This is a genomic window from Clostridium sp. CTA-6 (assembly GCF_054768115.1).
Map to the genome: position 1 here is coordinate 1 of NZ_BAAAAU010000013.1, position 23,621 is coordinate 23,621.

Consider the following 23,621-nt stretch of genomic DNA (forward strand, 5'->3'; position numbering starts at 1 on the left):
GTGTTGTTAGACCTGTATATATCTATTCTATAGATATACAAGAATTCTCTGTTAATAAACTATCAGATAGAGGTACTCTAGAAGTTAAAACTCTAGTTACAAATGCTCAAGACTTTATTACAAATATAGCTAAAGCATTAGTTAAATAGATTTTTAGGATGAACACCTATTAATAGGTGTTCATTTTTAAATTTTACTTATACACTATATATTAATCTTTCTTATTATTTTATAAAATTCACATTTTTATTTCTAAATAAATTTTTATACCATCCACTTATAAGTGGTATACGACAAAAAAGTCTCTTAAAACTAAACTCGTTTTATTATTCAACTTCTATAGCTGCTACAGGACAAGAATCTCTAGCCTCTTGAGCTAAATGTGTCAATTCTTCAGGGACATTCTCATTTTCTACTATAACATGAGCTTTTCCATCATCCTGCATTGCAAATACTTCACTGCATATACTAGGACATAACCCACATCCAACACAAGTATCTTTATCTACATAAGCTTTCATAATCATCGTAGCTTAAATAAAAACTACGATTTTTCACCTACCTTTCAAAATTTATAATTAACAATACTAAATAATCACCTTTTATTATTTATATTTTTTTAAATACTTCTCATTATTACATTTTTAATAAAGGCTTATATATATTCTCTGCAAATGAAAAAATATTATTACTTTATATATGAATAGTTAATATATATTTGTCAATAATTTAAAAAGAATTATGAATTAAAGGAGTAGGATTTATGAAAGTAGGAATACCAAGAGGATTACTTTATTGTAAATATAATATTTTTTTTCATAGTTTTTTTGAAGAATTAGGTGCCGAAATTATAACTTCTTCAAATACTAATAAAAATATATTAAATAATGGAGTAAAACTTTCTGTGGATGAAGCTTGTCTCCCTATAAAAATTTTTCATGGACATGTATCATCCATTAAAGATAAATGCGATATTATATTACTTCCTAGAATAATGCAAATAGAAAAAAACAAATATATATGCCCTAAGTTTTGTGGATTACCAGAAATGGTTATAAATAATATACCTAATATGCCTAAAACCATTACTTATCCTATTTACTATCATTCAAAATATAGCCTTAAAAATTGGGCTTTAAAGGCTGGTCTAAATATAACTAAAAATATTCCTAAAATATTTAGATCTTATAATATAGCTATAAAAAATCAAGAAAACTATGATACAGGTATAAACATATTATCATCTAATTTAAATATAGCACTATTAGGTCATCCTTATAATGTTTATGATAATTACGTAAATATGAATATAGTAAATATTCTTAAAAATTTAAATATAGGTATAATAACTGAAGAATTTGTAAGTGAAGATGATAAAAACAAATACGTAAAGGAATTATTTAAAAATCCCTTTTGGAGTTTCGCTAAAAATTCTTATGGAGCTGCAGCTTATTTGGGTAGTGAACATAAGGTAGATGGCATAATATATATATCCTCTTTCGGTTGTGGAATAGATTCTATAATAATAGATCTCATAAAAGATAAATTAAGGGATTTTCCTATATTAATTCTAAAGATAGATGAACAAACAGGCCAAGCAGGATTTCATACTAGAATTGAGGCCTTTACAGATATGTTAGAAAGGAAGTGTATTTAATATTGAAAGTTACGTTTCCACACCTAGGTAATAGTTGCTACGCAGCTAAAGCAATTTTTGATACTTTAGGAATTAAATATATAATTCCTAAAGCTAGTAATAAAAAAGCTTTAGAAATAGGTTCTCTTTATTCTCCAGATGAAATATGTCTTCCCTTTAAAATAATGATTGGAAACTATATTCAAAGTATAGAAGAAGGTGCTGATACTATTGTAATAGCAGGTAGTTGTGGTCCTTGTAGGTTTGGAGAATACTGTGAACTTCAAATGAACACATTAAAAAAATTAGGTTATGATTTGGATTTTATAGTAATAGATTCTCCTAAAGATATAGGTAAAGATGAATTTTTAACGAGAATAAACAAAATAGCAATTCACAGTAACGTAAGTTCTACGAAAAAATTTTCTTCATTAATATATGGTTTAAAAATAATAAACTTAATGGATTCTTTAGATAAAAAGGCAAAAATAAAAGCTGGTTATGAAATAAATAATGGAGACTCAAAAAAAATTCTTTGGGATTGTAAAAATCAGATTTTAAATTGTAAAACTGCTAAAGAAATGATTAGCTTAGTGAAACATCATCATAAAAAATTAAAAGAAGTACCCATTGATAAATCAAAAAATCCATTGAAAATAGCTATAATAGGAGAAATTTATACCATAATTGAACCTTTTTCAAATCTTTATATTGAAGATAAATTAATGGATTATGGTATTTGTACTTCTAAAATTTTATATCCTAGTTGGTGGGTAAAAAATACCGCTTTATCCCCTCTTAATTTAGATTGTCTTTCATTAAAAAAAGCTTCTAAGAAATATTTATCATTAGGTATAGGTGGTTATGGAAGAGAATGTATTGGTGAAGCTGTTCTTGCTAAAAAAAATGGATTTCATGGAGCTATTCAAATTTTTCCTTTAGGATGCATGCCAGAAATTGTTTCTAAATCCATACTCCCTACTATATCTAAAAATGAAAATTTTCCTATTATGTCTCTTGTGGTAGATGAGATGACAGGAGAAGCAGGCTATTCAACTCGTATAGAAGCCTTTATAGATTTATTAGAAAGGAGAGAAGAAAATGTACTATATGGGAGTTGATATAGGTTCTGTAAGTACAGATATTGTAATTATTGATGAAAATTCAAATGTTATTGATGCTCTGTACTTAAGAACCAGAGGAAATCCTATAAAAACTATACAAGAAGGATTAAAAAAATTAAGTAATAAATATGATAGTAAACAAATAGGTGCTGTAGGTACTACTGGTAGTGGAAGGATTATAGGTTCTTATTTAATAGGTGCTGATGCAGTAAAAAATGAAATAACTGCTCATGCTATAGCTTCCTTAAATTTAGATAAGAATGTTAAAACAATAATAGAGATAGGTGGTCAAGATTCTAAAATAATACTTCTAAGAAATGGGATAGTTACAGATTTCGCTATGAATACGGTATGTGCCGCTGGAACAGGCTCCTTTTTAGACAGACAAGCAGAAAGATTAGGGATACCCATAGAAGACTTAGGTGATTACTCTTTAAAAGCAACTTCTTCTGTAAGAATTGCTGGAAGATGTGCCGTTTTTGCTGAATCAGATATGATACATAAACAGCAATTAGGTTGCAGTCAAGAAAGCATAATAAGAGGCCTTTGTGATGCATTAGTTAGAAATTATTTAAATAATGTTGGCAAAGGCAAAGAAATTCTTCCTAAAATATTTTTTCAAGGTGGTGTAGCTTCTAACAAAGGAATTAAAGATTCTTTTGAAAGAGCTCTAGGATATGAAATAATTGTACCTAAACATCATAAAATAATGGGATCTATAGGAGTAGCTTTAATAGCCAAAAATAATTTAGAAAAATCAAATTCTACTACAAATTTTAGAGGGTTTGACATATATAATAAAAATTTTATCTCTAAAACTTTTGAATGTAATGGCTGTGCTAATACTTGTGAAGTAGTAAAAATATTGGACAATAATATTACATTAGGTTCTTTTGGTGATAGGTGTGGTAAATGGAGTAATACCTTAGAATATAGAAAAACATCTTCCTAAAAAATCTAATATAAAACAACAGAGTATTATAAAAATAATAACTCTGTTGTTTTACATTGCATCAGACTATATATTATATTCTGATTATATATTATATTCTGATATTTTTTTATACAAATTTGCTCTACTTATTCCTAATATCTTAGAGGTTTTATTTTTATTTCCATTATTTTTTTCTAAACAGTTACAAATAACTTCTTTTTCTACTTCCGAAATTATGTCTTTTAAATATTTATTTTCTTTAGTGGAAGCTTTTACAATATAGCCTTTTAATATTTCTTTTGGTAAATGTTTTGGCTTTATAACTAAATCTGAGTCTAATAAATTTGCAGATCGTTCTATTACATTCTCAAGCTCCCTAATATTTCCTGGCCAATTATAATTACATAAATATTCTTTAGCTTCTTTAGATATTCCTTTTATACATATGCCTAATCTATCAGATACTTTTTTTACTAAAAAATCTGATATTAATAATATATCTTCTTTTCTTTCTCTTAGTGATGGAACATTAATCCTTATAACATTAAGTCTATAATATAAATCCTCTCTAAATTTATTTTTTTCGACTAACTTTTCAAGATTTTTATTTGTAGCTGCAATTATCCTAACATCAATTTTCTTTAGTATATTGCCCCCCACTTTTTCTACTTCTCTTTCTTGAATGACTCTTAGAAGCTTAACTTGCATACACATTGGCATATCACCAATTTCATCTAAAAATATAGTACCTCCATTTGCCAACTCAAATTTTCCTTTTTTTCCCCCTTTTTTAGCTCCTGTAAAAGCACCATCTTCATATCCAAATAATTCAGACTCTAACAATTCAGCTGGTATAGCCCCACAGTTAATTTTTATAAAAGGCCCTAATCTTCTATTACTAGCATTATGAATTGAATGAGCATATAATTCTTTACCTGTTCCACTTTCTCCTACTATTAAAACATTCGAATTTGTATTTGCAGATTTCTTAGCTAAACTTTTAATATTATTACTTTCAGAAGAATCCCCAACAATATCCTTAAAAAAATATTTAGCTCGTCTATTTTTTTCTAATTTATTATCGTAACATTTATGTGTATTTTTTGACTTATTTAACTTTCCATATAAAAAATAAAAATCATTCACATCTTTAAACATTATTTTCCCTATCGCTCCAATAATTCTATCTTCTTTTTTCAATGGTATCCTCATAGTAATTACTTGTTTGCCATTAATTTTTTGTACTTCTCCACTTTCTATGTTCCCTGTTTTTAAAACTCTATGTAACATAGTATCCTTTATAACATCCCCCACATATTTCCCCTCTGGATCTTTGCAATTAATAAACTTTTTATAGCATTCACTCATCATTATAATTATTCCATTTTCGTCCACAACTACTATACATTCGTTTATTGTATATAGTACTTTATTAACAACATCTAAAACTGATTTATAATATTTTATATCTTTTTTCATTTCGCTGTATAGTTTATAATCTAACGTAGTTGCACATTCTGATTCATTTATACTTATTTTACTTTCTACCTTAGAATTTTTATTAATCTTTTTATGGGTTTCTTTATTTTTTAATATATCCACATGCCTATTATTACTTTTATTTTTTAATAAATATTTATCAGATAGTACATTATTTTTATTATTGATATTAATTGTACCCTTGTTAATATTTTCACTTATAATTTTAAAGTCTTCTTCCATAAACATAGAATATACCCCCTAAGTAATTACCTATAACTTCATTATATACCTTGATGCAATATTTGACAAATATTCTTTTATAATACATATCTTTACATTGTTAAAAAAATGTCTTGATCTATATTTAAATTATATAACTTTATAATTAAATAAGTCTAAAAAATTAATTGATTTTCTTAAATACCATATTTACCTTAACACTAATAATTACAAAAACATTCTCTCTAAAAAAAATTATGTATTTATATATAATATAGCATGGGAATAAAAAAAGAATGTGATATATTATTTATATTTCACATTCTTTTTTTATATGATTATAATATATTTTATAATCAAATTTAAAAGTAACCATTACTATTTTATCTAATTATTAATCTTTTTTATTTCATCTATCATAGAAGGTAATATTTTTTTGTAATCTCCTACTATAGATAAATCTGCTACTTGCATTATTGGTGCTGATTCGTCTTTATTTATAGCTATAATATAGTCACTGTCTTGCATTCCTGCTAGATGCTGAATAGCTCCTGATATTCCACAAGCTATATATAAATTAGGTCTAACTGTTTTTCCTGTTTGTCCAACCTGATAAGCTTTATCTATCCATCCACTATCTACAACTGCACGAGAACCTGATATAGCTCCTCCCATTAAATCAGCCAATTCTCTTAATAATTTAAATCCTTCTGGGCTTCCAAGTCCTCTTCCACCTGAAACCAATATTTTTGCTTCACTTATATCTTCTATCTCTTTTGCTAATTTAACAATTTCTTTTATTTTTATTTTTATATCTGATTCTTTTAAATTTACTTTTATATTTTCAATACTTCCATCTCTATTAGCATCTTTTTCTAACTTTTGAAAAACGCCTGGTCTTACTGTAGACATTTGAGGTCTATTGCTGTCACAAATTATTGTAGCCATTAAATTACCACCAAAAGCAGGTCTTGTCATTAAAAGATTCCTTGTATTATTATCTATATCCAATCCTGTACAATCCGCTGTAAGTCCTGTCCCTAATCTTGATGAAATTCTAGGTGCTAAATCTCTTCCTATATAAGTAGCTCCGACTAATAATATTTCAGGTTTTCTTTCTTGTATTAAATCATATATAACTTTTGTATATCCATCTGTATTATAATTTTTTAATAAAGGATTATTTACATACAATACCTTATCTGCACCATAACTTATTAACTGCCTTGGTATATCATCAATATCATAACCTAATAAAACAGCAGTCAATTCTACTCCTAATTTTTTAGATAACTCTTTACCTTGACCTATTAACTCTAAAGCTACTTTTTGAAGCTTTCCTTCCCTCTGCTCTGCAAAAATCCATATGCCTTTAAAATCTGATAAATTCATCATATCTCCCCCAACCTAAATATAGTGTTTTTCTTTTAATTTTTCTACTGCATATTGTGCTGCTTCTTTAAAAGGCTTATTTATTAAAACACCTTCTCTTTTTGTTTCCTTTGTAACAGATTTTTTTACTTTAGTTGGTGAACCTGAAAGCCCTAATAGTGATTTGTCAGCTTCAATATCCTCTGCATTCCATACTTTTATTTCTTTATTAAAGCATTCGAATATTTTAGCCATATGCATATATCGTGGAGTATTTAAATCTTTTATAGCAGTTAGAAGTACTGGCATTTTTACAGATACTATTTCATATCCATCTTCCAATGATTTTTTAACCTCTAATTCATCATCATGTACTTCTACTTTTTCTACATAAGTAACTTGAGGTATATTTAGATGTTCAGCCATTTCTGGTCCTACTTGCGCTGTATCTCCATCTATAGCTTGTCTTCCTGCAAATATTATATCGTAATCTAATTTTTCTGCAGCAGTTGCTAGCGCATAGGATGTTGCTAATGTATCCGCTCCTGCAAAAGCTCTATCTGATATAAGTATTGCCTCATCAGCTCCCATAGCTAAAGCTTCTCTCAATGCATCTTTAGCTTGTGGTGGTCCCATACTTATTACAGTAACTCTTGCACCATTATTTTCTTTTAATATTAAAGCTTCCTCTAAAGCATTTTTATCATCGGGATTTATAATAGATGGAACCCCTTCTCTTATTAAAGTTCCTTTTATGGGATCTATCTTAACTTCATTTGTATCTGGTACTTGTTTCAAACAAACAACTATATTCATATAAACTCCTCCTAGTGTAATAAGTTATTAGCTATAACCATTTTTTGTACTTCTGAAGTTCCTTCATATATTTCAGTTATTCTAGCATCTCTTAACATTCTTTCTAATGGATAATCTTTAGTGTATCCATATCCACCCAATACTTGTAGAGATTTATTTGTTACATACATAGCTGTTTCAGCTGCATACAGTTTAGCCTCAGCTGCATCCATTGTGTAATTTTCTCCTGTAGATTTTTTCCATGCTGATTTGTAAACAAGATATTTAGCAGCTTCTACTCTCACTTTCATATCTGCTATATACCATTGTAAGCCTTGAAATTTAGTAAGATTTTTACCGAATTGTTTTCTTTCTTTCATATATGCAACAGCGTGATCTAAAGCTCCTTCTGCTATTCCTAATGCTTGAGCTGCTATTCCAATTCTTCCGCCATCTAAAGTTTTCATGGCTATACCAAATCCTTTTCCTTCTTTACCAAGTAAATTTTCTTTCGGAACTTTTACATCTTCAAATATAAGTTCAGTAGTCGATGATGCTCTTATTCCCATTTTATCTTCTGTCTTACCAATGCTAAATCCAGACATTTCTTTTTCTAATATAAATGCAGAAATTCCTTTAACACCCTTACTTCTATCTGTCATAGCAAATATTACAAATGTATCTGCTGCTCCACCATTAGTTATAAATATTTTTGATCCATTTAATATATAATGATCTCCTTCTAAAACAGCTACACTTTGTTGAGCAGATGCATCTGTACCAGCATTAGGTTCTGTTAAACCAAAAGCACCTATTTTTTCACCGCTTAAAAGATCTGGTAAATATTTTTTCTTTTGCTCTTCTGTCCCAAATTCAAATATTGGAGCGCAACATAAAGATGTATGTGCTGATAAAATAACAGATGTAGTTGCACATTCTTTTGCAAGTTCTTCTACTGCTATAACATAGCTTAAATAATCAGTGCCAGCTCCTCCATATTCCTTTGGAAATGGCATTCCCATCATTCCATATTTAGCCATTTTTTCTACTGTTTCAATTGGATATCTCTCTGTTTTATCTATATCAGCAGCTATTGGTTCCACTTCATTTTCTACAAATTCCATTAGCATCTGCTTAACAAGCTTTTGTTCTTGTGATAAACCAAATTCCATATTTAATCCCCCTATTATTTCTGAAACTTTATTTTAGCTATAAAGCTTTAATATTAAAATCATAATAAAAAATTTGTATTATATTTAATTGCATCATTAAAATAAATCTATTTTAATGATGCAATGTTAATGTTATCTTATAAATTGTATTATATTATTAAGCTAGTAATTATATATCTTTAATAAAAATATATTAATATCTTTCAACAATAATAGCTGTTCCCATTCCACCGCCTATACATAAGGTAGCTAAGCCATGTTTTGAATCTCTTTTTTCCATTTCATATAATAAAGTAGTTAATATTCTAGCCCCTGAGCATCCAATTGGATGTCCTAAAGCTATAGCTCCACCATTTACATTTACTTTATCCATATCAAAACCTAGATCTTTAGCTACTGCTAAACTTTGAGCTGCAAAAGCTTCATTTGCTTCTATTAAATCCATATCTGCTATTTTTAGGTTCGCTTTTTCTAAAGTTTTTTTAGTTGCATAAAATGGTCCATACCCCATTATCTTTGGATCTACTCCACTTGTACCATAAGCAACTATTTTAGCTAAAGGTTTAATTCCTAATTCATTTGCCTTTTCTTCACTCATGATAACTAAAGCAGCTGCTCCATCATTTATACCTGAAGCATTACCAGCTGTAACTGTTCCATCTTTTTTGAAAGCTGGTTTTAATTTAGAAAGGCTCTCTTTAGTAGCACCAAATCTAGGAAATTCATCAGTATCAAATACTATTTCGCCTTTTCTACTTTTAATAACTACTGGTACTATTTCCTCTTTAAATCTTCCTTCTTTTACAGCTTTCTCTGCTTTTTGTTGTGATTTAGCTGAAAATTCGTCTTGCTCTTCTCTTGTTATTCCCCATTGCTCTGCTATATTTTCAGCTGTAATTCCCATATGATAGTCATTAAAAGATTCCCATAGTCCATCTCTTATCATCTCGTCTACAATTTTTCCATCGCCCATTCTCTGTCCCCATCTTGCTTTTTCTAAAAGATATGGAGCTGCAGACATATTTTCTGTACCACCTGCTACTACTATATCGTCATCTCCGAGTTTTATTAATTGAGTTGCTAAACTTACTGCTCTAAGTCCTGAACCACAAACCTTATTTATTGTAAAGCTTGGTACTTCTACTGGTATACCTGCTGCTACTGCAGATTGTCTTGTTGAGTTTTGACCAAGACCTGCTTGAAGTACATTACCCATTATAACCTCATCAACATCTTCTGGTTTTACATTAGCTCTTTTTAAAGCTTCTTTAATAACAATACTTCCTAATTCTATAGCTGAAACACTTTTTAATGTTCCTCCAAATTTTCCTATAGGTGTTCTTACAGCACTAGCAATAACAACATTTTTCATTTTCCATACCCCCAAATTTAATTATTATTTATATTCATAAAATCCTTTTCCTGTTTTTCTTCCTAATAAATTTCCTCTAACCATTTTTATTAGTAATGGATGAGGTCTATATTTTGAATCTCCAAATTCAGAGTGTAATACATCCATTATTGCTAAACATACATCATTACCAATTAAATCTGCTAAAGCTAATGGTCCAATAGGATGATTAGCTCCTAATTTCATAGCTAAATCTATATCCTCAACAGTAGCAATTCCTTCTGCATATATACCAATAGCTTCATTTATCATAGGTATAAGCATTCTATTAACTACAAATCCTGGTGCCTCCTCTACTTCTACTGGTTCCTTTCCTAATTTCTTTGATATTTCAATTACAGTGTTTTTAGTTTCTTCTGAAGTTGCTATTCCTTTTATTACTTCTATTAATTTCATTACAGGAGCTGGATTAAAGAAATGCATTCCTATTACTTTATCTGGTCTATTTGTACTACTAGCAATTGTTGTTATTGATAAAGAAGATGTATTTGTTGCAAATATAGCTTCTGGTTTGCAAATCTTATCTAATTGACTAAATATATCTTTTTTCATTTCCATATCTTCTTTAGATGCTTCAACAACTAGATCAGCATCTTTAGCTAAATCCATATCTGTTGTAACTGTTATTCTCTTGATGCAATCATTTTTTTCTTCTTCTGTCATTTTTCCTTTTTTAACTTGCTTATCAAAGCTTTTTATTATTTTATCCATTCCCCTACCAACGAATCTTTTTAAAACAACTTCATGGCCAGCTTTAGCAAAAACTTCAACGATGCCCGCTCCCATTGTTCCTCCGCCTAAAATAAATACTTTCATTTTTATACCCCCTTAAAATTTAATATTTATTAATAAAATTTGGTTTTCTTTTTTCTAAAAAAGCTTCCATTCCTTCTTTTTGGTCTTCTGTTGCAAAACATAAACCAAATACATCTTTCTCAATTACCATTCCTGTTTCAATATCTGTTTCATAACCCCTATTTATTGCTGATTTAGCATATCTTATGGCAGATTGAGGTTTAAATGCTATTTTTTCTGCCAACGTTATTGCTTCTTCTAATAAGCTTTCTGCTGGTACTACTTTATTAACAAGCCCTATATTTAATGCTTCCTCAGATTTTATAATATCTGTGGTAAGTATCAATTCCTTTGCCTTACTTAACCCTACTAAGCGTGAAAGCCTTTGTGTTCCCCCGAATCCTGGAGTTATTCCCAAACCTACTTCTGGTTGACCGAATTTAGCTTTTTCTGAAGCTATTCTTATGTCGCAACTCATTGCTAATTCACATCCACCGCCTAAAGCATATCCATTTACGGCCGCTATAGTTGGCTTTTCCATGGTTTCTATTTTTCTACATATGTTCTGTCCTAATTCTCCAAATATTCTTCCTTCCTTAGGAGTTTTATCTTTCATTTCTGAGATATCAGCTCCAGCTATAAAGGCCTTTCCTTTTCCAGTTACTATAACTACATAAATATCTTCATCATTTTCTATATCATCTAAAATTGTATTAATTTCTTTTAATACCTGAGTGTTTAAAGCATTAAGTACAGATTCTCTATTTAAACTTAAAATAGCAATATGATTTTTTTTATCTAATAAGATATTTTTACTTTCCACTTAACCACCCCCTTATTTTTATAAGAAGCAACTTTCGTGCCAGCATATGGAATTTATTTTTTATTCAGAATCGATAGCTATTATTTTAACAATGATAGCCTATTTTCCAATATATTTATGATAAAAATTTATCTATAAAATCTTTAATTTTCATGTTTTAAGTTGTATACAATGTATACACTTCTTTAGTTTTACTGATATAATTATATATATATCTTGATATACAGCCATTGAATAAGCCTTTGTATATATTTATTACATGTTTATCTTTTTTACATATACTGTTTTATTGAATAACAAAAAAATAACTAAGTTATTACTATAAAAATCACAATAAATTTATTTATTATACAATTATTTTTCTATAAAAAAATAACTTAGAATAAATATATTTATTCTAAGTTATTTTAAAAATTTTTATATTAAAGATGCGTCTAACATCACTTCTTCATCATAAAAAGTTAAAACTATTTTATCAATTGTTTCTCTGTTATTAGGAATACTCCAATGTTTTTTTATAGCATTCCACTTGTGCCCTTCTATTTTCTTTATTCTCTCTACCCTATTATGAGTATAATTAAAAGTTACATAGAGCCTATCGTCATCATCTTTTTCTTTACTTATAACTATTGGCATCTTCTTCTCCCCTAATCCTATTTTATATTTTATTAATAATATTTTATATAAATTTATTTAATTTATCAATCATATAATTAGACCATTTTAAGGATTTTTCTCCTAAATCACAAACATTATCATCTTGTTCTATATTACTGTATACTATATCTTCCTTTTTCATATTTATATATGAAAATATTATATGCACATAATCTATAAATTCTTTGTTTACAATATTTTTTGATTTATTATTATAATTTATTAAATAAAATCCTAAATATATATTCTTAAAATATTCTTCTAAATTTTCTTTAGATATATTATCTATAGTTATAGTATCAATGTACTCTATATTATGATTATTTATAAAAATCACTTTAAATATATTCTTTCTTGTAGCATCAATTATAATAAATTTATTATAATTATTTAATGGAATGATATGTTTATATTCCTGAAACACACTACTAAATACATCTATATACTCTTTAAATATTTTAGCTTTTTCAAACTCTAGAGTTTGAGAATGCTCTATCATAGCTTTTTCTAATAAAATAATTAAATCTTTTTCTCCCTGAAAAAAACTTATAACTTTGTCTACGTATTTTTTATATTGTTTAGAACTTATACTTTCAATACAAGGTCCTTCACATTTTCCTATAGCATAGTTTATACAAGTTGATTTATGCTTTAGATAATTATTGCATTTTATTAAAGGTAAAATTTCATTTAAACCCTCTATAAATTTTAAAATTCTATTATAGCTTATAAAAGGTCCATAATATAATAAATCATCATCTATTATTTCTGAAACTACTTTAATTATAGGATATTTGTCTTCAATATTTATTTGTATATAAACATATCTTTCATGATTTTTCATCAATCTGTTATATTGAGGTTTTATATGTTTTATAAAAGTACATTCTAGTAATAAAGCTTCTAATTCTGTATCAGTACATATATATTGAAAATCTTTAATATTTTTTACTAATTTTTCAACTTTAGAAGTAATATTATTTGATTTTATAAAATAACTGTATACTCTTTTTCTTAAATTTTTAGATTTACCAACATATATTATATTACTTAAAGAATCTCTCATAATATATATTCCCGGTGACTGTGGCAATAATTTAGCTTTATCTTTTAAATTCAATATACCAACTCCATATATAAATTAATTAATATTATAATATATAACTACATGTAAATACAATTTTTTTAATCTGCAACTATCTAACCAAGATAATATAATCATATATTTATCGTAATTTTTTCAATAATAAAAAGCTATTAATTTAAGTTCAATTTAAAATGTACTCTACGGGGTAGATTTTTTAATTGTCTACTCTAAAAAATACATTTTATAATTTATAAATTAATAGCTCTTTATTAAAATGTCAATTACTAATTAGTATAAGAATTTATATAAAGAATTTTAGTACAAATAATGCTCCTACTATGAATGTAGTTAAGCTTACATCCTTAACTTTTCCAGTTAATGTTTTTATTACTATATAAGAAACTACACCAAAAACTATACCATCTGATATACTATAAGATAATGGCATCATTATTATAGTTAGAAAGGCTGGAATAGCTTCTGTAAAATCTTCTAACTCTATTTCTTTTATAGGAGACATCATAAATAATCCAACTAATATTAATGATGGAGCTGTAGCTGGTGCTGGTATCATTATAAATAGTGGTGATATAAATAGTGCTATTAAGAACATAGTTGCTGTAGATACTGCTGTTAATCCTGTTCTTCCACCCTCTGCTACTCCAGATGCACTCTCTACAAAAGTACTAACGGTACTTGTGCCTAAACAAGCTCCTAAGGTAGTTCCTATAGCATCACAAAATAGAGCTTCTTTAACTCTTGGCACATTACCATTTTCATCTAACATTTTTGCTTTAGTAGCTACCCCTACTAATGTTCCTACTGTATCAAACATATCCATGAATAATAATGTAAACAACGCAATAAACATATTAGGAGTAAATATATTATGCCATTCAAACTTTAAAAATATTGGACTTAAACTTGGTGGCATACTAAAAAAACTTGTGGGAACTTTAGTTATACCCATAGGTATCCCTATTAATGTAGTAATAACTATACCTATTAAGAGAGCTCCTCTTATATTTTTAGCTAACAAAATCCCAGTTATTAATATACCTATAATAGCTAATAATGCATCTCCACTGGTTATATTCCCCAAAGCTACTATAGTTCCTCCATCTTTAGGATGAATTACTACATGAGCATTATCTAACCCTATAAAAGCTATCAACAATCCTATACCAACAGATATAGATTTCTTTATATTATTTGGTATTGAATTTACTATAGCCTCACGAACATTAAATGCTGTTAATAATATAAATATTATTCCTTCTAAAAACACTGCTGTTAAAGCAAATTCCCAAGAATATCCCATTTGTTTAACTATGGTAAAAGCGAAAAATGCATTCAATCCCATTCCAGGGGCTTGAGCAAAAGGTAATTTGGCGTATAAACCTGTTAACATTGTAGCCAAAGCTGCTGATAAAGCAGTAGCTGTAAACACTGCTCCAAAGTCCATACCTGCCTGAGATAAAATCCCTGGATTTACTACTAAAATATAAGCCATAGTCATAAAAGTAGTTATACCTGCCAATATTTCAGTTTTAAAAGTTGTATCATTTTCTTTTAACTTAAAATAGTTTTCCATATAGTTCACCTTCTATTTTTCTTCTTTTTTTGACACTAATAAATAGTATCAAATACTTATTTCAAAGTCAATGAAAAATACGAACATTAGCAGTGTTTTCTTTGTTATTATTTTTACATAAATGAATATTATTTAAATTTGAAAAAATAAAAGCTGTTGATAAAACAATCCTATCAACAGCAAAAAAATATGAAATATTAGATATCTTTGTATATTGTATATTGAATATTACTATATTTTTAATATATTACACATATATCTTTCCTTCAATTCTTCTGTCATATTGACTCCAAGTATTTTCCTCTACATCCTTTTTTACTATAGCAATTTTATTCATATTAGCATCTATATAATCTGCATAATGAACAACATAACTTTCTTCTAATTTGGGTGATCTTGGAGAACCATATTCTACTTTTCCATGATGCTGAATTATACAGGCTTTTACTCTTTGTTTGAAATCTTCACTATATGCTTCTACATTATAATTAAATGCTCTTTCAAGCATTTCTACCCCTATAACTATATGTCCTTCCATTTCTCCTTTTAATGTATAAGTAAAAGGACCACTAGTGCTTAGTTCCTCTGTTTTCCCTATATCATGGAGTTTAGCTGCTAATATAGCTAATTCTTTATTCCTAACATTATATCTATAACATAACATTTTAGCTAAATACATTACATTCAATGTATGTTCTGCTAATCCACCTATATAATTATGATGTTGACTTACTCCACCTATTCCTCTTTTAAATTTCTCCAAAAATTCTTGATCTTTAAAAAAATAATTATTTAGTTCTATACACTCCTTGCTCTTAAATTCATCTTTTGATATTTCTTCTATTTCATTCATTATTTCTTCTATAGATCTATCTACAGTAGGTAAAAAGTCTTCCAATAAAAATTTTTCCATTTTTTTAAAATTTAATATCTCACTGTTATTAGAAAATGTAAAATTGCATTCTATAACATCTCCTGCATCTAGAACAGCTTTCTTATCTAAAATTTTAACTTTAATATCTCCAGTTTTATCTCCTATGTAAGCTATAATGCTATCTCCATCTTTATATATTTTTTTTAGTATCATAAATTGAGAATTTATTTTTTCACCGGGCTTTACTTCTTTTATGTATATTTTTTTCATTGTTTCAGCTCTCCTTTTATATTTTGTAAAAAAATAAAGGTAATATAAAATCACCTTTATTTTTATCTTATTTACTTTTTTTATTCTTCCCTAATTTTTTAGATTCATTAGAAACTCCCAGCTCATTTGAGGTTTCTATTTTCATTTTAGCTAATTCCTTTTTAGTCTTTTGTCCTACTTTTTTATTATTTTTACTATTTTTATTATTCTTATGTGCCATATTATTATACCTCCCATATAATAATAGTTTTTATATGTTTATTTTAACCACTATTAGTAAATATATTAGAAGTATAACAAAATAAATTTTAAATAAGGTTTATTTTAAATTATATCATTCAAAACTACTAATTTATCATTATTTCTCTTCTTTTTTCATAATATTGTATATAAAAAATATAGACAAAATTATACCTGCTATACTCATCAATTGTGCTACTCTTATAGATCCCAAATATAAACTATCTGTTCTTAACCCCTCTATAAAAAATCTTCCTAAAGAATATAATCCTATGTAAGCCATAAAAACTATACCTTTCTTTCTTGTCTTTTTTAAAAGATAAATAAGAAAAATGCATACTATAAAGTTCCAAATTGATTCATACAAAAATGTTGGATGATAGTAAGTCCCCTCAATAAACATTCCTTTTTGTATAAACTGGGGAAATTTACTTATAAATTCTTTTGTAACAGGTCCTCCATGAGCTTCTGAATTAAAAAAATTTCCCCACCTTCCAATAGCTTGACCTAGTATTATAGAAGGGGCAGCCACATCTACATATTTAAAGAAACTTTCTTTTCTGTATTTTAGGTATATATATACTGCCAATACTCCAAAAATTATTCCTCCATGAATTGCTAAACCACCCTGTCTTGTATTAAAAATATTAATTAAGTTATCTTTATAATCTTCAAACTCAAAAATAACATAATATAGTCTAGCCCCTATAATTGCTGATGGAAAAGCTATTAAAAACATATTTATAAATTCATCGTAACTTGCTTCTCTTACTTTACAACTATACTCAGCTAATAATAACCCTAAAGCTGCTCCTATAGATATTATTACACCATACCATCTAATTGCTAAATTTCCTACATAAAATGCTATTGGATTCATTTATATCACCTTTATTCTATATATTTTATATGGTAATTATACTATAAATACCATATGAATAAAAATTTTATGATTAAAATTTAATAAATATTAATTTTAATCATAAAATTAATATTTATTAAACTCTAACCTTATTATCCTTTTTAAAATTTTTATAAAATACTACAAATATTTAATTATTTCCAAGGAAATGTTATAATATTTTACTTACTTATTATAAAAACAAACTTTAGCTTCTATTTTATCTTTTTTTAGAGTTAAAACTACATAAGAAAACCATCTTTCTCTTATTTTTTTACTTGGTGATCCTGGATTTATAATAAGAGTTTTATTTTTAGTTTTTATCATAGGTTGATGACTATGCCCAAATAATATAATATCCACATTGTCATTTTTAAAAATATTATACACCCTATCTAATGTATTTTTTTCTGTTCCATGACCATGAAACAAGCCTATTTTATATCCATTTAAAGTAACAATTTCTTTCTCCTTTAGTTCTTGCCTTAATCCACTTCTATCATTATTTCCCCAAACTCCTATTACTTTTTTCTTTTTCTTTATTTTTTCTAAAACCCTTGGGGAAGTAAAATCTCCTAAATGAATTATTAAATCTACATCTTTCAAAGATTTATCTATAAGTTTTTCTATTTTGCTAGTATGCTTATCCATATGAGTATCTGATATAACACCTATTTTGATAATATCACCTTCCTACTGCTCTTTACCACAATGGTTACAAAAATCAGAATACAAATAAATTTCCTTTCCGCAATGCTTACATAACTTCTTTTCACTATATTTTAATTTTTTTTCTTCTAATTCTTTTACTTCTTTTTTTATTTTTTGTATAGACTTACAATACTTTTTATAATCTTCCTCTACATTATTGCCCTTGTTATATTTTTTATATACTTTTCGTCCTATTTTTTTATAATAATAATCTATCTCTTCCTGTAAAGACTTTATTTTAAATGTTATTTTAGAAGCCTCATATACATTCTCTGATTTTTCTTTTAAGTTATATCCTTCCTTTTGAATATTGTCTTTTATTTTAGAAAATTTATTTTTAAAAGTCATTATATCCCCCCTTTGTAATTCTATAATATGAGTTATCAAACTTTAATGTACAAATAATTAATCATAAAAATGATGTTAATCATATAATATATTAATAATATTATAGAAAGATAAGAAAGAGAGGTAATAATGAAAATTTTTCCACTTAACATAGCTCATCGGGGTGCTAGTTCTTTAGCTCCAGAAAACACCTTAGAAAGCTTTAAGAAGGCTATAGAGCTGAAATGTGATGGAATAGAACTAGATGTTCATATGACAAGAGACAATCAATTAATAGTTATACATGATGAATTTTTAGATAGGACTACTAATGGTACTGGATCCGTTAGAAATTTAACTCTTAATGAAATAAAGAAATTAGATGCTGGAAGCCATTTTAGTAATAAATTTAAATACTCTAAAATCCCTACTCTTAAAGAAGCATTAGATTTAATAGTTCCTTCTAACATTTTACTTGATGTAGAAATTAAGCAATGGGAACCTGAAATAGAGAAAAATGTGATAACTATGATACAAAATTATAACTATGAGAAAAAAACTATAATAACATCTTTTAATCCAATGTCGGTTTTAAAATGCAAAGAAATTTGCAAGGATATTAAAACAGGTCTTTTAGTTTTCTTCCTTCAAACTAACCCTTTAGACATGAAAAAAAAATTAAAAATAGATTATCTATGCATGGATGTAAATTATATTAAACTACTTTCACAAAATAATATTGATACTTTAAAAAAGAATAATTTAAAAATACTAACTTTCACAGTAGATAGAAAGGATGATATGGCATACATGATTGAACATAAAGTTGATGGCATTATAACTAATAAACCACAATTATTAAACTTATTTAAATATAATCCCTTTAACTTTATAAAATTTAAGTAAAAATTAGATAAAAAGGTCTTTCTTTAATAAATCTGATTCATGTAAAACCCGAATAAAGAAAGGCCTTTTTATTAAAATTTGAATTACTTCTATTTCTAAATTTCGAATTTGTTAACTAATTCATCCAATGTACTTGTTATTTCTTTTAAATCTTTAGCTGTTTGTGAAATACTTTCCATAGACGCTGTTTGTTCTTCAACTGAAGCTGATACTTCTTCTGTAGAAGCCGCTGATTCTTCAGCTATAGCAGATATTCCTTGTATTGCAGTTAATACTTCTTCCTTATCTGAATCTACCTTATTAACATTTTCTACTAAAATTTCTATTTGATTTATTATATCTACTATAGATTTTGTTATGATATCAAAGGATTTCTTTGATATTTTCATAGCATCATTTACTTCTCCCACAACTTTCTCTGATAAATCCATATTATTTTTTGTATTATCTATTTCAAATTGTATTTCCCTTACTATATTTTCTATTTCTTTAGTTGAAATAGATGTTTGTTCTGCTAATTTTCTTATTTCTTCAGCCACAACGGCAAAGCCTTTCCCTGCTTCCCCTGCTCTAGCTGCTTCTATAGCCGCATTTAAAGCTAATAAATTTGTTTGTTCTGCAATAGACTGTATGGAATTTATTATTTCTCCTATAGATCCTGACTTACTAGATAACATCTCTACATTTTTGCCTAATTCTTTATTCACCCTATTATTCTCTTTAAATTTATCTATAGTTTCTTCCATAGATAATATGCCATTTTCACTATTTTCTTTAGTTTCCAAAGAATATGTTTTGACTAAATTCGTACTATTATGTGTTATTTTAATTTCTTCTGCTAAACTAAACAATTTTTCTGACCCATTTTGTGCATCTTTAGCCTGATCTACAGATCCCTTTGCTAGTTCATCTACTGTTGTTGATATTGCTTCTATAGATTGAACTGTTTCATCCGTAGCTCCATTTACTATTTCTGAATATTTTAATACATCCTTTGATGATTTTTTTAGTTCTTCTACAATATTTTTTAATTCTTCTCTTAAATCTATAACTGCCCTACCTATTACTCCTGTTTCATCTTTATATAAAGCTATAGTTTCATAGTTGTTCCTGCTAGTTAAATCTAGATCTTTTGTTTCATTTACTAACTCTGTTATCTTTAAAATAGGATCAGATATTTTTTTACCTGCATATAGGGCAAAAATTACTGCTGCCACTAAGGATATCGCTATAACTGATAGAAAGCCTATAATAATATTATTTAAAGGTTTTTTAAACTCTTCTACAGGTACTGAAAATCCTACTGACCAATTTGATGATGGTATCTTACTTCTTGTAAATATTTTTTCTTTATTATCATAGTCTTTTGACTTTAAAACTTTATTATTGCTAGAATCTAACTGTGCTAAATCTTTTAATTTTCCATCCATAATTTTGCTTACATTAATCACTTTTTCATCTTTAGGTTGAAATTCTTTATTAGGATGAACAATAAAGTCATTATTACTATCTAATAAAAAACCATAACTATTTTTTACTGGTGTTGCTTTTTGTACTAGAGTTTTAAGGTAATCTACAACTACATCCATACCTACAACGCCTATTATCTTTCCATCTTTTCTAATGGGTTTAGCTACAGTTATTACCATACTATTAAATTTCTTATCTATATATGGGGCCGAATATATTATTCCATCTTTTTTAACAGCTTCTTTATACCAATCTCTTTGTCTACAATCATAATCTTTAGTTGGTATCCATCCATTACCGGATATAAATTTTTTATCCTCAAATCCAACATACATGCCTATAACGTCTTTATTATCCTTTAATTGACTTTGAAAATAGCTATATATATATTTTTGATCATATTTATTATTATATTGAAAATCTACCGCCATTGAATCCATTAATTTAGCTTTAGTTAAAAGCCATCCATTTATCATTTCTGAATATTTTTGGGATGCCATGCTTACTTTATTTGTAGATTCTGCCATTATAGCTTTATAAGAAAAATAGTAGCTTATAGAAGAACATAAAGCTACACTTACTACACAAACTATAGCTATAATTGTTACTATCTTAGACTTTATACTTTTCATATATATTTCTCCCCCAACTTTGTTAAAATAATAATAATATTTATGTTATCGTTTAAATTCTACAAAAATTAATACATAAATTACATTTTTATCTTTATTTTTTTATATTTACCATTAATTCATCAAAATTCTAAAAGCAAAAAATAAAAAAGCTACTAAATCAATAGTAACTCTTTTATAATTATATTTAGATTTTATTTAAAATATCTATTTAATAATCCTCTAAATGCTGATCCATGTCTAGCTTCATCTTTACACATTTCGTGTACTGTATCATGAATAGCATCATAGTTTAATTTTTTAGCTAATGTTGCTAAATCCTTTTTCCCTTGACAGGCACCATGTTCTGCTTCTACTCTCATTTCTAAGTTTTTCTTTGTACTATCTGTAACAACTTCTCCTAATAATTCAGCAAATTTAGCAGCATGTTCTGCTTCTTCAAAAGCTATTCTTTTATATGCCTCTGCAACTTCTGGAAATCCTTCTCTATCTGCTTGACGACTCATAGCTAAATACATTCCTACTTCTGTACATTCGCCCATAAAGTTAGCTCTTAATCCTTCCATAACTTCTGGATCTACATCCTTTGCTACACCTATTCTGTGCTCATCAGCCCAAGCCATTTCTCCTTCTACCTTTTCTACAAATTTATCCTTTGGCGCATTACATTGAGGGCATTTTTCTGGTGCTTCCTCTCCTTCAAAAACATAACCACATATTGAACATATAAATTTTTTCATATTAACATCCTCCTACTATAAATTTATTTAAATTTATTTAATTAATTTTTTCCTTGTTAACAATTATTATTATATAATAGTAATTACAAATAATCAACCCTTTTTCTAAAATTTATTTTAAATATGTAATAAATTCCTGCAATTTTAAAATTACTAAATTTTTAAAACTAATTCTATTATAAGCTTTTAATCTAACTAAGTAAAAAATATTATCATATTAAAATACTTTTTATATTTTGTAACAAATTTTAACTATTAGAATATATTAATGTATTAATAGTAGTTAGGGGGAAATATTATGACTAGAGAAGAGGAATTTGAAATTACAGAAGATGTTATTGAGGAATGCCTCCAGGAATCTATTGGTTAATATATATTGAATTTAAATCTAGTTATATGAACATTTTGTTGTTATAACATATGTTGTTATATATAATTTTCAAATTAATAAGAGCTTCTAATTTGTTTTTCATTAAAATATATTATTATAAAATAAAACTAAGTCTGTCTTAATAATAATTTTATATAATATATAAAAAAAACAAATAAGAAGCTCTAAATTTTTATAAATTTATAAGCATTTACTATATTTTAATATAATCATTTAAATATAATTTTTATATTGAAATAATTTTCTTTAATTCTTCAAGCTTATCTTTACTCAAAGGACTTACATTTTTAAGTTTATATTCTATTCCCATATTTTCATATTTATTTACACCTAATGTGTGATAGGGTAATAGTTCAATCTTTTCTATGTTGTTAAAAGTATTTATATAATCTTTAAATTTATATATATGTTCTACAGTATCATTTATTCCTGGAACAACTACATGTCTTATCCATAATTTTTTATTAAGTTTATTTAGAACATGCTTAAATTTATTGAATTCTTCCATTCCTTTCCCACAGATATTAATATATTTTTCTTCCTCTATATGCTTAATATCTAATATAACTAAATCTACATATTGAAGTATTTCTTCATAATTTCCTTTTCCTACTCCTGATGTATCTAGTGCTGTATGAATACCTTGATTTTTAGATTTTTTTAAAATTTCTAAAAGAAATTCAGGTTGCATTAAAGGTTCTCCTCCTGAACAAGTTATTCCTCCAACTTGCTTAAAATATGGCTTATATCTTAATACTTTTTTTAATATTTCATCACTACTAATCTCTATACCCGCATTTAAGTCCCATGTGTCTGGATTATGACAATAAATACATCTTAATTGACAGCCTTGAAAAAATACTACTACTCTAATACCTGGACCATCTACAAGTCCCATAGTTTCTATTGAATGAATTTTACCCATATTAAATCTCCTTATGAAGTAATTATAATACTCAGATGAAGAACATTGCTCTCCACCTGAGTATTAAAAACTTATCTAGGGCTATAGTATCCCTTATATACAGTATAACACCCTATAAATATATATCTCCTAAA

At 27.0% G+C, this 23,621-nt stretch carries 23 protein-coding genes; 4 read left to right on the top strand and 19 right to left on the bottom strand.

Features of this window, described 5'->3' with window-relative positions; all coding sequences use genetic code 11:
- Positions 1-326: 326 nt before the first annotated feature.
- Positions 327-521 (bottom strand): ferredoxin, encoded by a 195-nt coding sequence (locus tag ACYUDJ_RS18350; RefSeq protein ID WP_042384271.1) that lies wholly within the window; start codon positions 519-521, stop codon positions 327-329.
- 242 nt (positions 522-763) lie between these two features.
- On the opposite strand from ACYUDJ_RS18350, the gene ACYUDJ_RS18355 reads away from it, so the two are divergent.
- The 3 genes from ACYUDJ_RS18355 to ACYUDJ_RS18365 are packed head-to-tail and all read left to right on the top strand — an operon-like array spanning position 764 to position 3,712.
- Positions 764-1,657: an acyl-CoA dehydratase activase-related protein gene (locus ACYUDJ_RS18355; RefSeq protein ID WP_003483443.1), complete on the top strand. Its 894-nt coding sequence runs from the start codon at positions 764-766 to the stop codon at positions 1,655-1,657.
- Between the two features lie 2 nt (positions 1,658-1,659).
- Complete coding sequence (locus tag ACYUDJ_RS18360; RefSeq protein ID WP_042384268.1) at positions 1,660-2,757, top strand: 2-hydroxyglutaryl-CoA dehydratase; 1,098 nt, start codon at positions 1,660-1,662, stop codon at positions 2,755-2,757.
- Positions 2,738-3,712 carry an acyl-CoA dehydratase activase gene (locus tag ACYUDJ_RS18365; protein WP_042384265.1) on the top strand — a complete coding sequence of 325 codons (975 nt, stop codon included), beginning with the start codon at positions 2,738-2,740 and terminating at the stop codon, positions 3,710-3,712. Before ACYUDJ_RS18360 ends, ACYUDJ_RS18365 begins: the two co-directional genes overlap by 20 nt.
- Before the next feature lie 84 nt (positions 3,713-3,796).
- Here ACYUDJ_RS18365 and ACYUDJ_RS18370 read toward each other — a convergent pair whose 3' ends face one another.
- From ACYUDJ_RS18370 to ACYUDJ_RS18440, 15 genes are all read right to left on the bottom strand, one after another.
- A complete protein-coding gene (locus tag ACYUDJ_RS18370) occupies positions 3,797-5,422 on the bottom strand; it encodes a sigma-54 interaction domain-containing protein (RefSeq protein WP_003483438.1) in 1,626 nt (541 codons plus the stop codon).
- A gap of 360 nt (positions 5,423-5,782) precedes the next feature.
- A complete protein-coding gene (locus ACYUDJ_RS18375) occupies positions 5,783-6,787 on the bottom strand; it encodes an electron transfer flavoprotein subunit alpha/FixB family protein (RefSeq protein WP_003483436.1) in 1,005 nt (334 codons plus the stop codon).
- A 15-nt stretch (positions 6,788-6,802) separates the two neighbouring features.
- On the bottom strand, positions 6,803-7,582 hold the full coding sequence (locus tag ACYUDJ_RS18380; protein ID WP_003483434.1) for an electron transfer flavoprotein subunit beta/FixA family protein: 780 nt from the start codon (positions 7,580-7,582) through the stop codon (positions 6,803-6,805).
- 11 nt (positions 7,583-7,593) lie between these two features.
- On the bottom strand, positions 7,594-8,733 hold the full coding sequence (locus tag ACYUDJ_RS18385) for an acyl-CoA dehydrogenase (RefSeq protein ID WP_043032537.1): 1,140 nt from the start codon (positions 8,731-8,733) through the stop codon (positions 7,594-7,596).
- A gap of 193 nt (positions 8,734-8,926) precedes the next feature.
- Entirely contained in the window at positions 8,927-10,105 is a 1,179-nt protein-coding gene (locus tag ACYUDJ_RS18390) for an acetyl-CoA C-acetyltransferase (RefSeq protein WP_003483430.1), read from the bottom strand.
- Between the two features lie 24 nt (positions 10,106-10,129).
- Positions 10,130-10,960, bottom strand: a complete 831-nt coding sequence (locus tag ACYUDJ_RS18395) for a 3-hydroxybutyryl-CoA dehydrogenase (protein ID WP_003483429.1) — start codon at positions 10,958-10,960, stop codon at positions 10,130-10,132.
- A gap of 19 nt (positions 10,961-10,979) precedes the next feature.
- A complete protein-coding gene (locus ACYUDJ_RS18400; protein WP_003483427.1) occupies positions 10,980-11,762 on the bottom strand; it encodes a short-chain-enoyl-CoA hydratase in 783 nt (260 codons plus the stop codon).
- A 417-nt stretch (positions 11,763-12,179) separates the two neighbouring features.
- Complete coding sequence (locus ACYUDJ_RS18405; RefSeq protein WP_003483426.1) at positions 12,180-12,398, bottom strand: hypothetical protein; 219 nt, start codon at positions 12,396-12,398, stop codon at positions 12,180-12,182.
- A gap of 43 nt (positions 12,399-12,441) precedes the next feature.
- Entirely contained in the window at positions 12,442-13,539 is a 1,098-nt protein-coding gene (locus ACYUDJ_RS18410) for a GIY-YIG nuclease family protein (RefSeq protein ID WP_003483424.1), read from the bottom strand.
- Between the two features lie 268 nt (positions 13,540-13,807).
- Positions 13,808-15,100: an NCS2 family permease gene (locus tag ACYUDJ_RS18415; RefSeq protein ID WP_003483421.1), complete on the bottom strand. Its 1,293-nt coding sequence runs from the start codon at positions 15,098-15,100 to the stop codon at positions 13,808-13,810.
- Positions 15,101-15,347: 247 nt separating this feature from the next.
- Positions 15,348-16,244 (bottom strand): HD domain-containing protein, encoded by an 897-nt coding sequence (locus ACYUDJ_RS18420; RefSeq protein WP_003483419.1) that lies wholly within the window; start codon positions 16,242-16,244, stop codon positions 15,348-15,350.
- Positions 16,245-16,311: 67 nt separating this feature from the next.
- Entirely contained in the window at positions 16,312-16,464 is a 153-nt protein-coding gene (locus ACYUDJ_RS18425) for a small, acid-soluble spore protein, alpha/beta type (RefSeq protein WP_003483417.1), read from the bottom strand.
- A 138-nt stretch (positions 16,465-16,602) separates the two neighbouring features.
- Positions 16,603-17,364: a prolipoprotein diacylglyceryl transferase gene (gene lgt / locus ACYUDJ_RS18430; protein WP_003483414.1), complete on the bottom strand. Its 762-nt coding sequence runs from the start codon at positions 17,362-17,364 to the stop codon at positions 16,603-16,605.
- A gap of 207 nt (positions 17,365-17,571) precedes the next feature.
- The gene (locus ACYUDJ_RS18435) at positions 17,572-18,066 is read right to left on the bottom strand and encodes a metallophosphoesterase family protein (RefSeq protein WP_080333658.1); all 495 of its coding nucleotides are present in this window, start codon (positions 18,064-18,066) and stop codon (positions 17,572-17,574) included.
- 12 nt (positions 18,067-18,078) lie between these two features.
- Positions 18,079-18,444 carry a hypothetical protein gene (locus ACYUDJ_RS18440; RefSeq protein ID WP_003483411.1) on the bottom strand — a complete coding sequence of 122 codons (366 nt, stop codon included), beginning with the start codon at positions 18,442-18,444 and terminating at the stop codon, positions 18,079-18,081.
- Positions 18,445-18,573: 129 nt separating this feature from the next.
- Here ACYUDJ_RS18440 and ACYUDJ_RS18445 point away from each other — a divergent pair, with 129 nt between their 5' ends.
- Complete coding sequence (locus ACYUDJ_RS18445; RefSeq protein WP_003483409.1) at positions 18,574-19,329, top strand: glycerophosphodiester phosphodiesterase; 756 nt, start codon at positions 18,574-18,576, stop codon at positions 19,327-19,329.
- A gap of 95 nt (positions 19,330-19,424) precedes the next feature.
- On the opposite strand, the gene ACYUDJ_RS18450 is transcribed toward ACYUDJ_RS18445, so the two are convergent.
- The 3 genes from ACYUDJ_RS18450 to pflA form a co-directional block, all read right to left on the bottom strand.
- Positions 19,425-21,431, bottom strand: coding sequence for a methyl-accepting chemotaxis protein (locus tag ACYUDJ_RS18450; RefSeq protein WP_003483408.1), 2,007 nt, complete (start codon positions 21,429-21,431; stop codon positions 19,425-19,427).
- A 194-nt stretch (positions 21,432-21,625) separates the two neighbouring features.
- Positions 21,626-22,171: an NADH peroxidase gene (locus ACYUDJ_RS18455; protein WP_003483406.1), complete on the bottom strand. Its 546-nt coding sequence runs from the start codon at positions 22,169-22,171 to the stop codon at positions 21,626-21,628.
- 617 nt (positions 22,172-22,788) lie between these two features.
- Positions 22,789-23,487, bottom strand: a complete 699-nt coding sequence (pflA, locus tag ACYUDJ_RS18460) for a pyruvate formate-lyase-activating protein (protein WP_003483404.1) — start codon at positions 23,485-23,487, stop codon at positions 22,789-22,791.
- Positions 23,488-23,621: the final 134 nt, after the last annotated feature.

What these genes read in the sequence shown, in the direction of transcription:
- ACYUDJ_RS18445 (WP_003483409.1), top strand. Translation starts at nt 18,574, where the DNA reads ATGAAAATTTTTCCACTTAACATAGCTCATCGGGGTGCTAGTTCTTTA.
- ACYUDJ_RS18405 (WP_003483426.1), bottom strand. Translation starts at nt 12,398, where the DNA reads ATGCCAATAGTTATAAGTAAAGAAAAAGATGATGACGATAGGCTCTAT.
- ACYUDJ_RS18385 (WP_043032537.1), bottom strand. Translation starts at nt 8,733, where the DNA reads ATGGAATTTGGTTTATCACAAGAACAAAAGCTTGTTAAGCAGATGCTA.
- ACYUDJ_RS18355 (WP_003483443.1), top strand. Translation starts at nt 764, where the DNA reads ATGAAAGTAGGAATACCAAGAGGATTACTTTATTGTAAATATAATATT.
- ACYUDJ_RS18365 (WP_042384265.1), top strand. Translation starts at nt 2,738, where the DNA reads ATGTACTATATGGGAGTTGATATAGGTTCTGTAAGTACAGATATTGTA.
- ACYUDJ_RS18425 (WP_003483417.1), bottom strand. Translation starts at nt 16,464, where the DNA reads ATGGCACATAAGAATAATAAAAATAGTAAAAATAATAAAAAAGTAGGA.
- ACYUDJ_RS18450 (WP_003483408.1), bottom strand. Translation starts at nt 21,431, where the DNA reads ATGAAAAGTATAAAGTCTAAGATAGTAACAATTATAGCTATAGTTTGT.
- lgt (WP_003483414.1), bottom strand. Translation starts at nt 17,364, where the DNA reads ATGAATCCAATAGCATTTTATGTAGGAAATTTAGCAATTAGATGGTAT.
- ACYUDJ_RS18440 (WP_003483411.1), bottom strand. Translation starts at nt 18,444, where the DNA reads ATGACTTTTAAAAATAAATTTTCTAAAATAAAAGACAATATTCAAAAG.
- ACYUDJ_RS18350 (WP_042384271.1), bottom strand. Translation starts at nt 521, where the DNA reads ATGAAAGCTTATGTAGATAAAGATACTTGTGTTGGATGTGGGTTATGT.
- ACYUDJ_RS18370 (WP_003483438.1), bottom strand. Translation starts at nt 5,422, where the DNA reads ATGTTTATGGAAGAAGACTTTAAAATTATAAGTGAAAATATTAACAAG.
- ACYUDJ_RS18390 (WP_003483430.1), bottom strand. Translation starts at nt 10,105, where the DNA reads ATGAAAAATGTTGTTATTGCTAGTGCTGTAAGAACACCTATAGGAAAA.
- ACYUDJ_RS18415 (WP_003483421.1), bottom strand. Translation starts at nt 15,100, where the DNA reads ATGGAAAACTATTTTAAGTTAAAAGAAAATGATACAACTTTTAAAACT.
- ACYUDJ_RS18375 (WP_003483436.1), bottom strand. Translation starts at nt 6,787, where the DNA reads ATGAATTTATCAGATTTTAAAGGCATATGGATTTTTGCAGAGCAGAGG.
- ACYUDJ_RS18455 (WP_003483406.1), bottom strand. Translation starts at nt 22,171, where the DNA reads ATGAAAAAATTTATATGTTCAATATGTGGTTATGTTTTTGAAGGAGAG.
- ACYUDJ_RS18420 (WP_003483419.1), bottom strand. Translation starts at nt 16,244, where the DNA reads ATGAAAAAAATATACATAAAAGAAGTAAAGCCCGGTGAAAAAATAAAT.
- pflA (WP_003483404.1), bottom strand. Translation starts at nt 23,487, where the DNA reads ATGGGTAAAATTCATTCAATAGAAACTATGGGACTTGTAGATGGTCCA.
- ACYUDJ_RS18380 (WP_003483434.1), bottom strand. Translation starts at nt 7,582, where the DNA reads ATGAATATAGTTGTTTGTTTGAAACAAGTACCAGATACAAATGAAGTT.
- ACYUDJ_RS18395 (WP_003483429.1), bottom strand. Translation starts at nt 10,960, where the DNA reads ATGAAAGTATTTATTTTAGGCGGAGGAACAATGGGAGCGGGCATCGTT.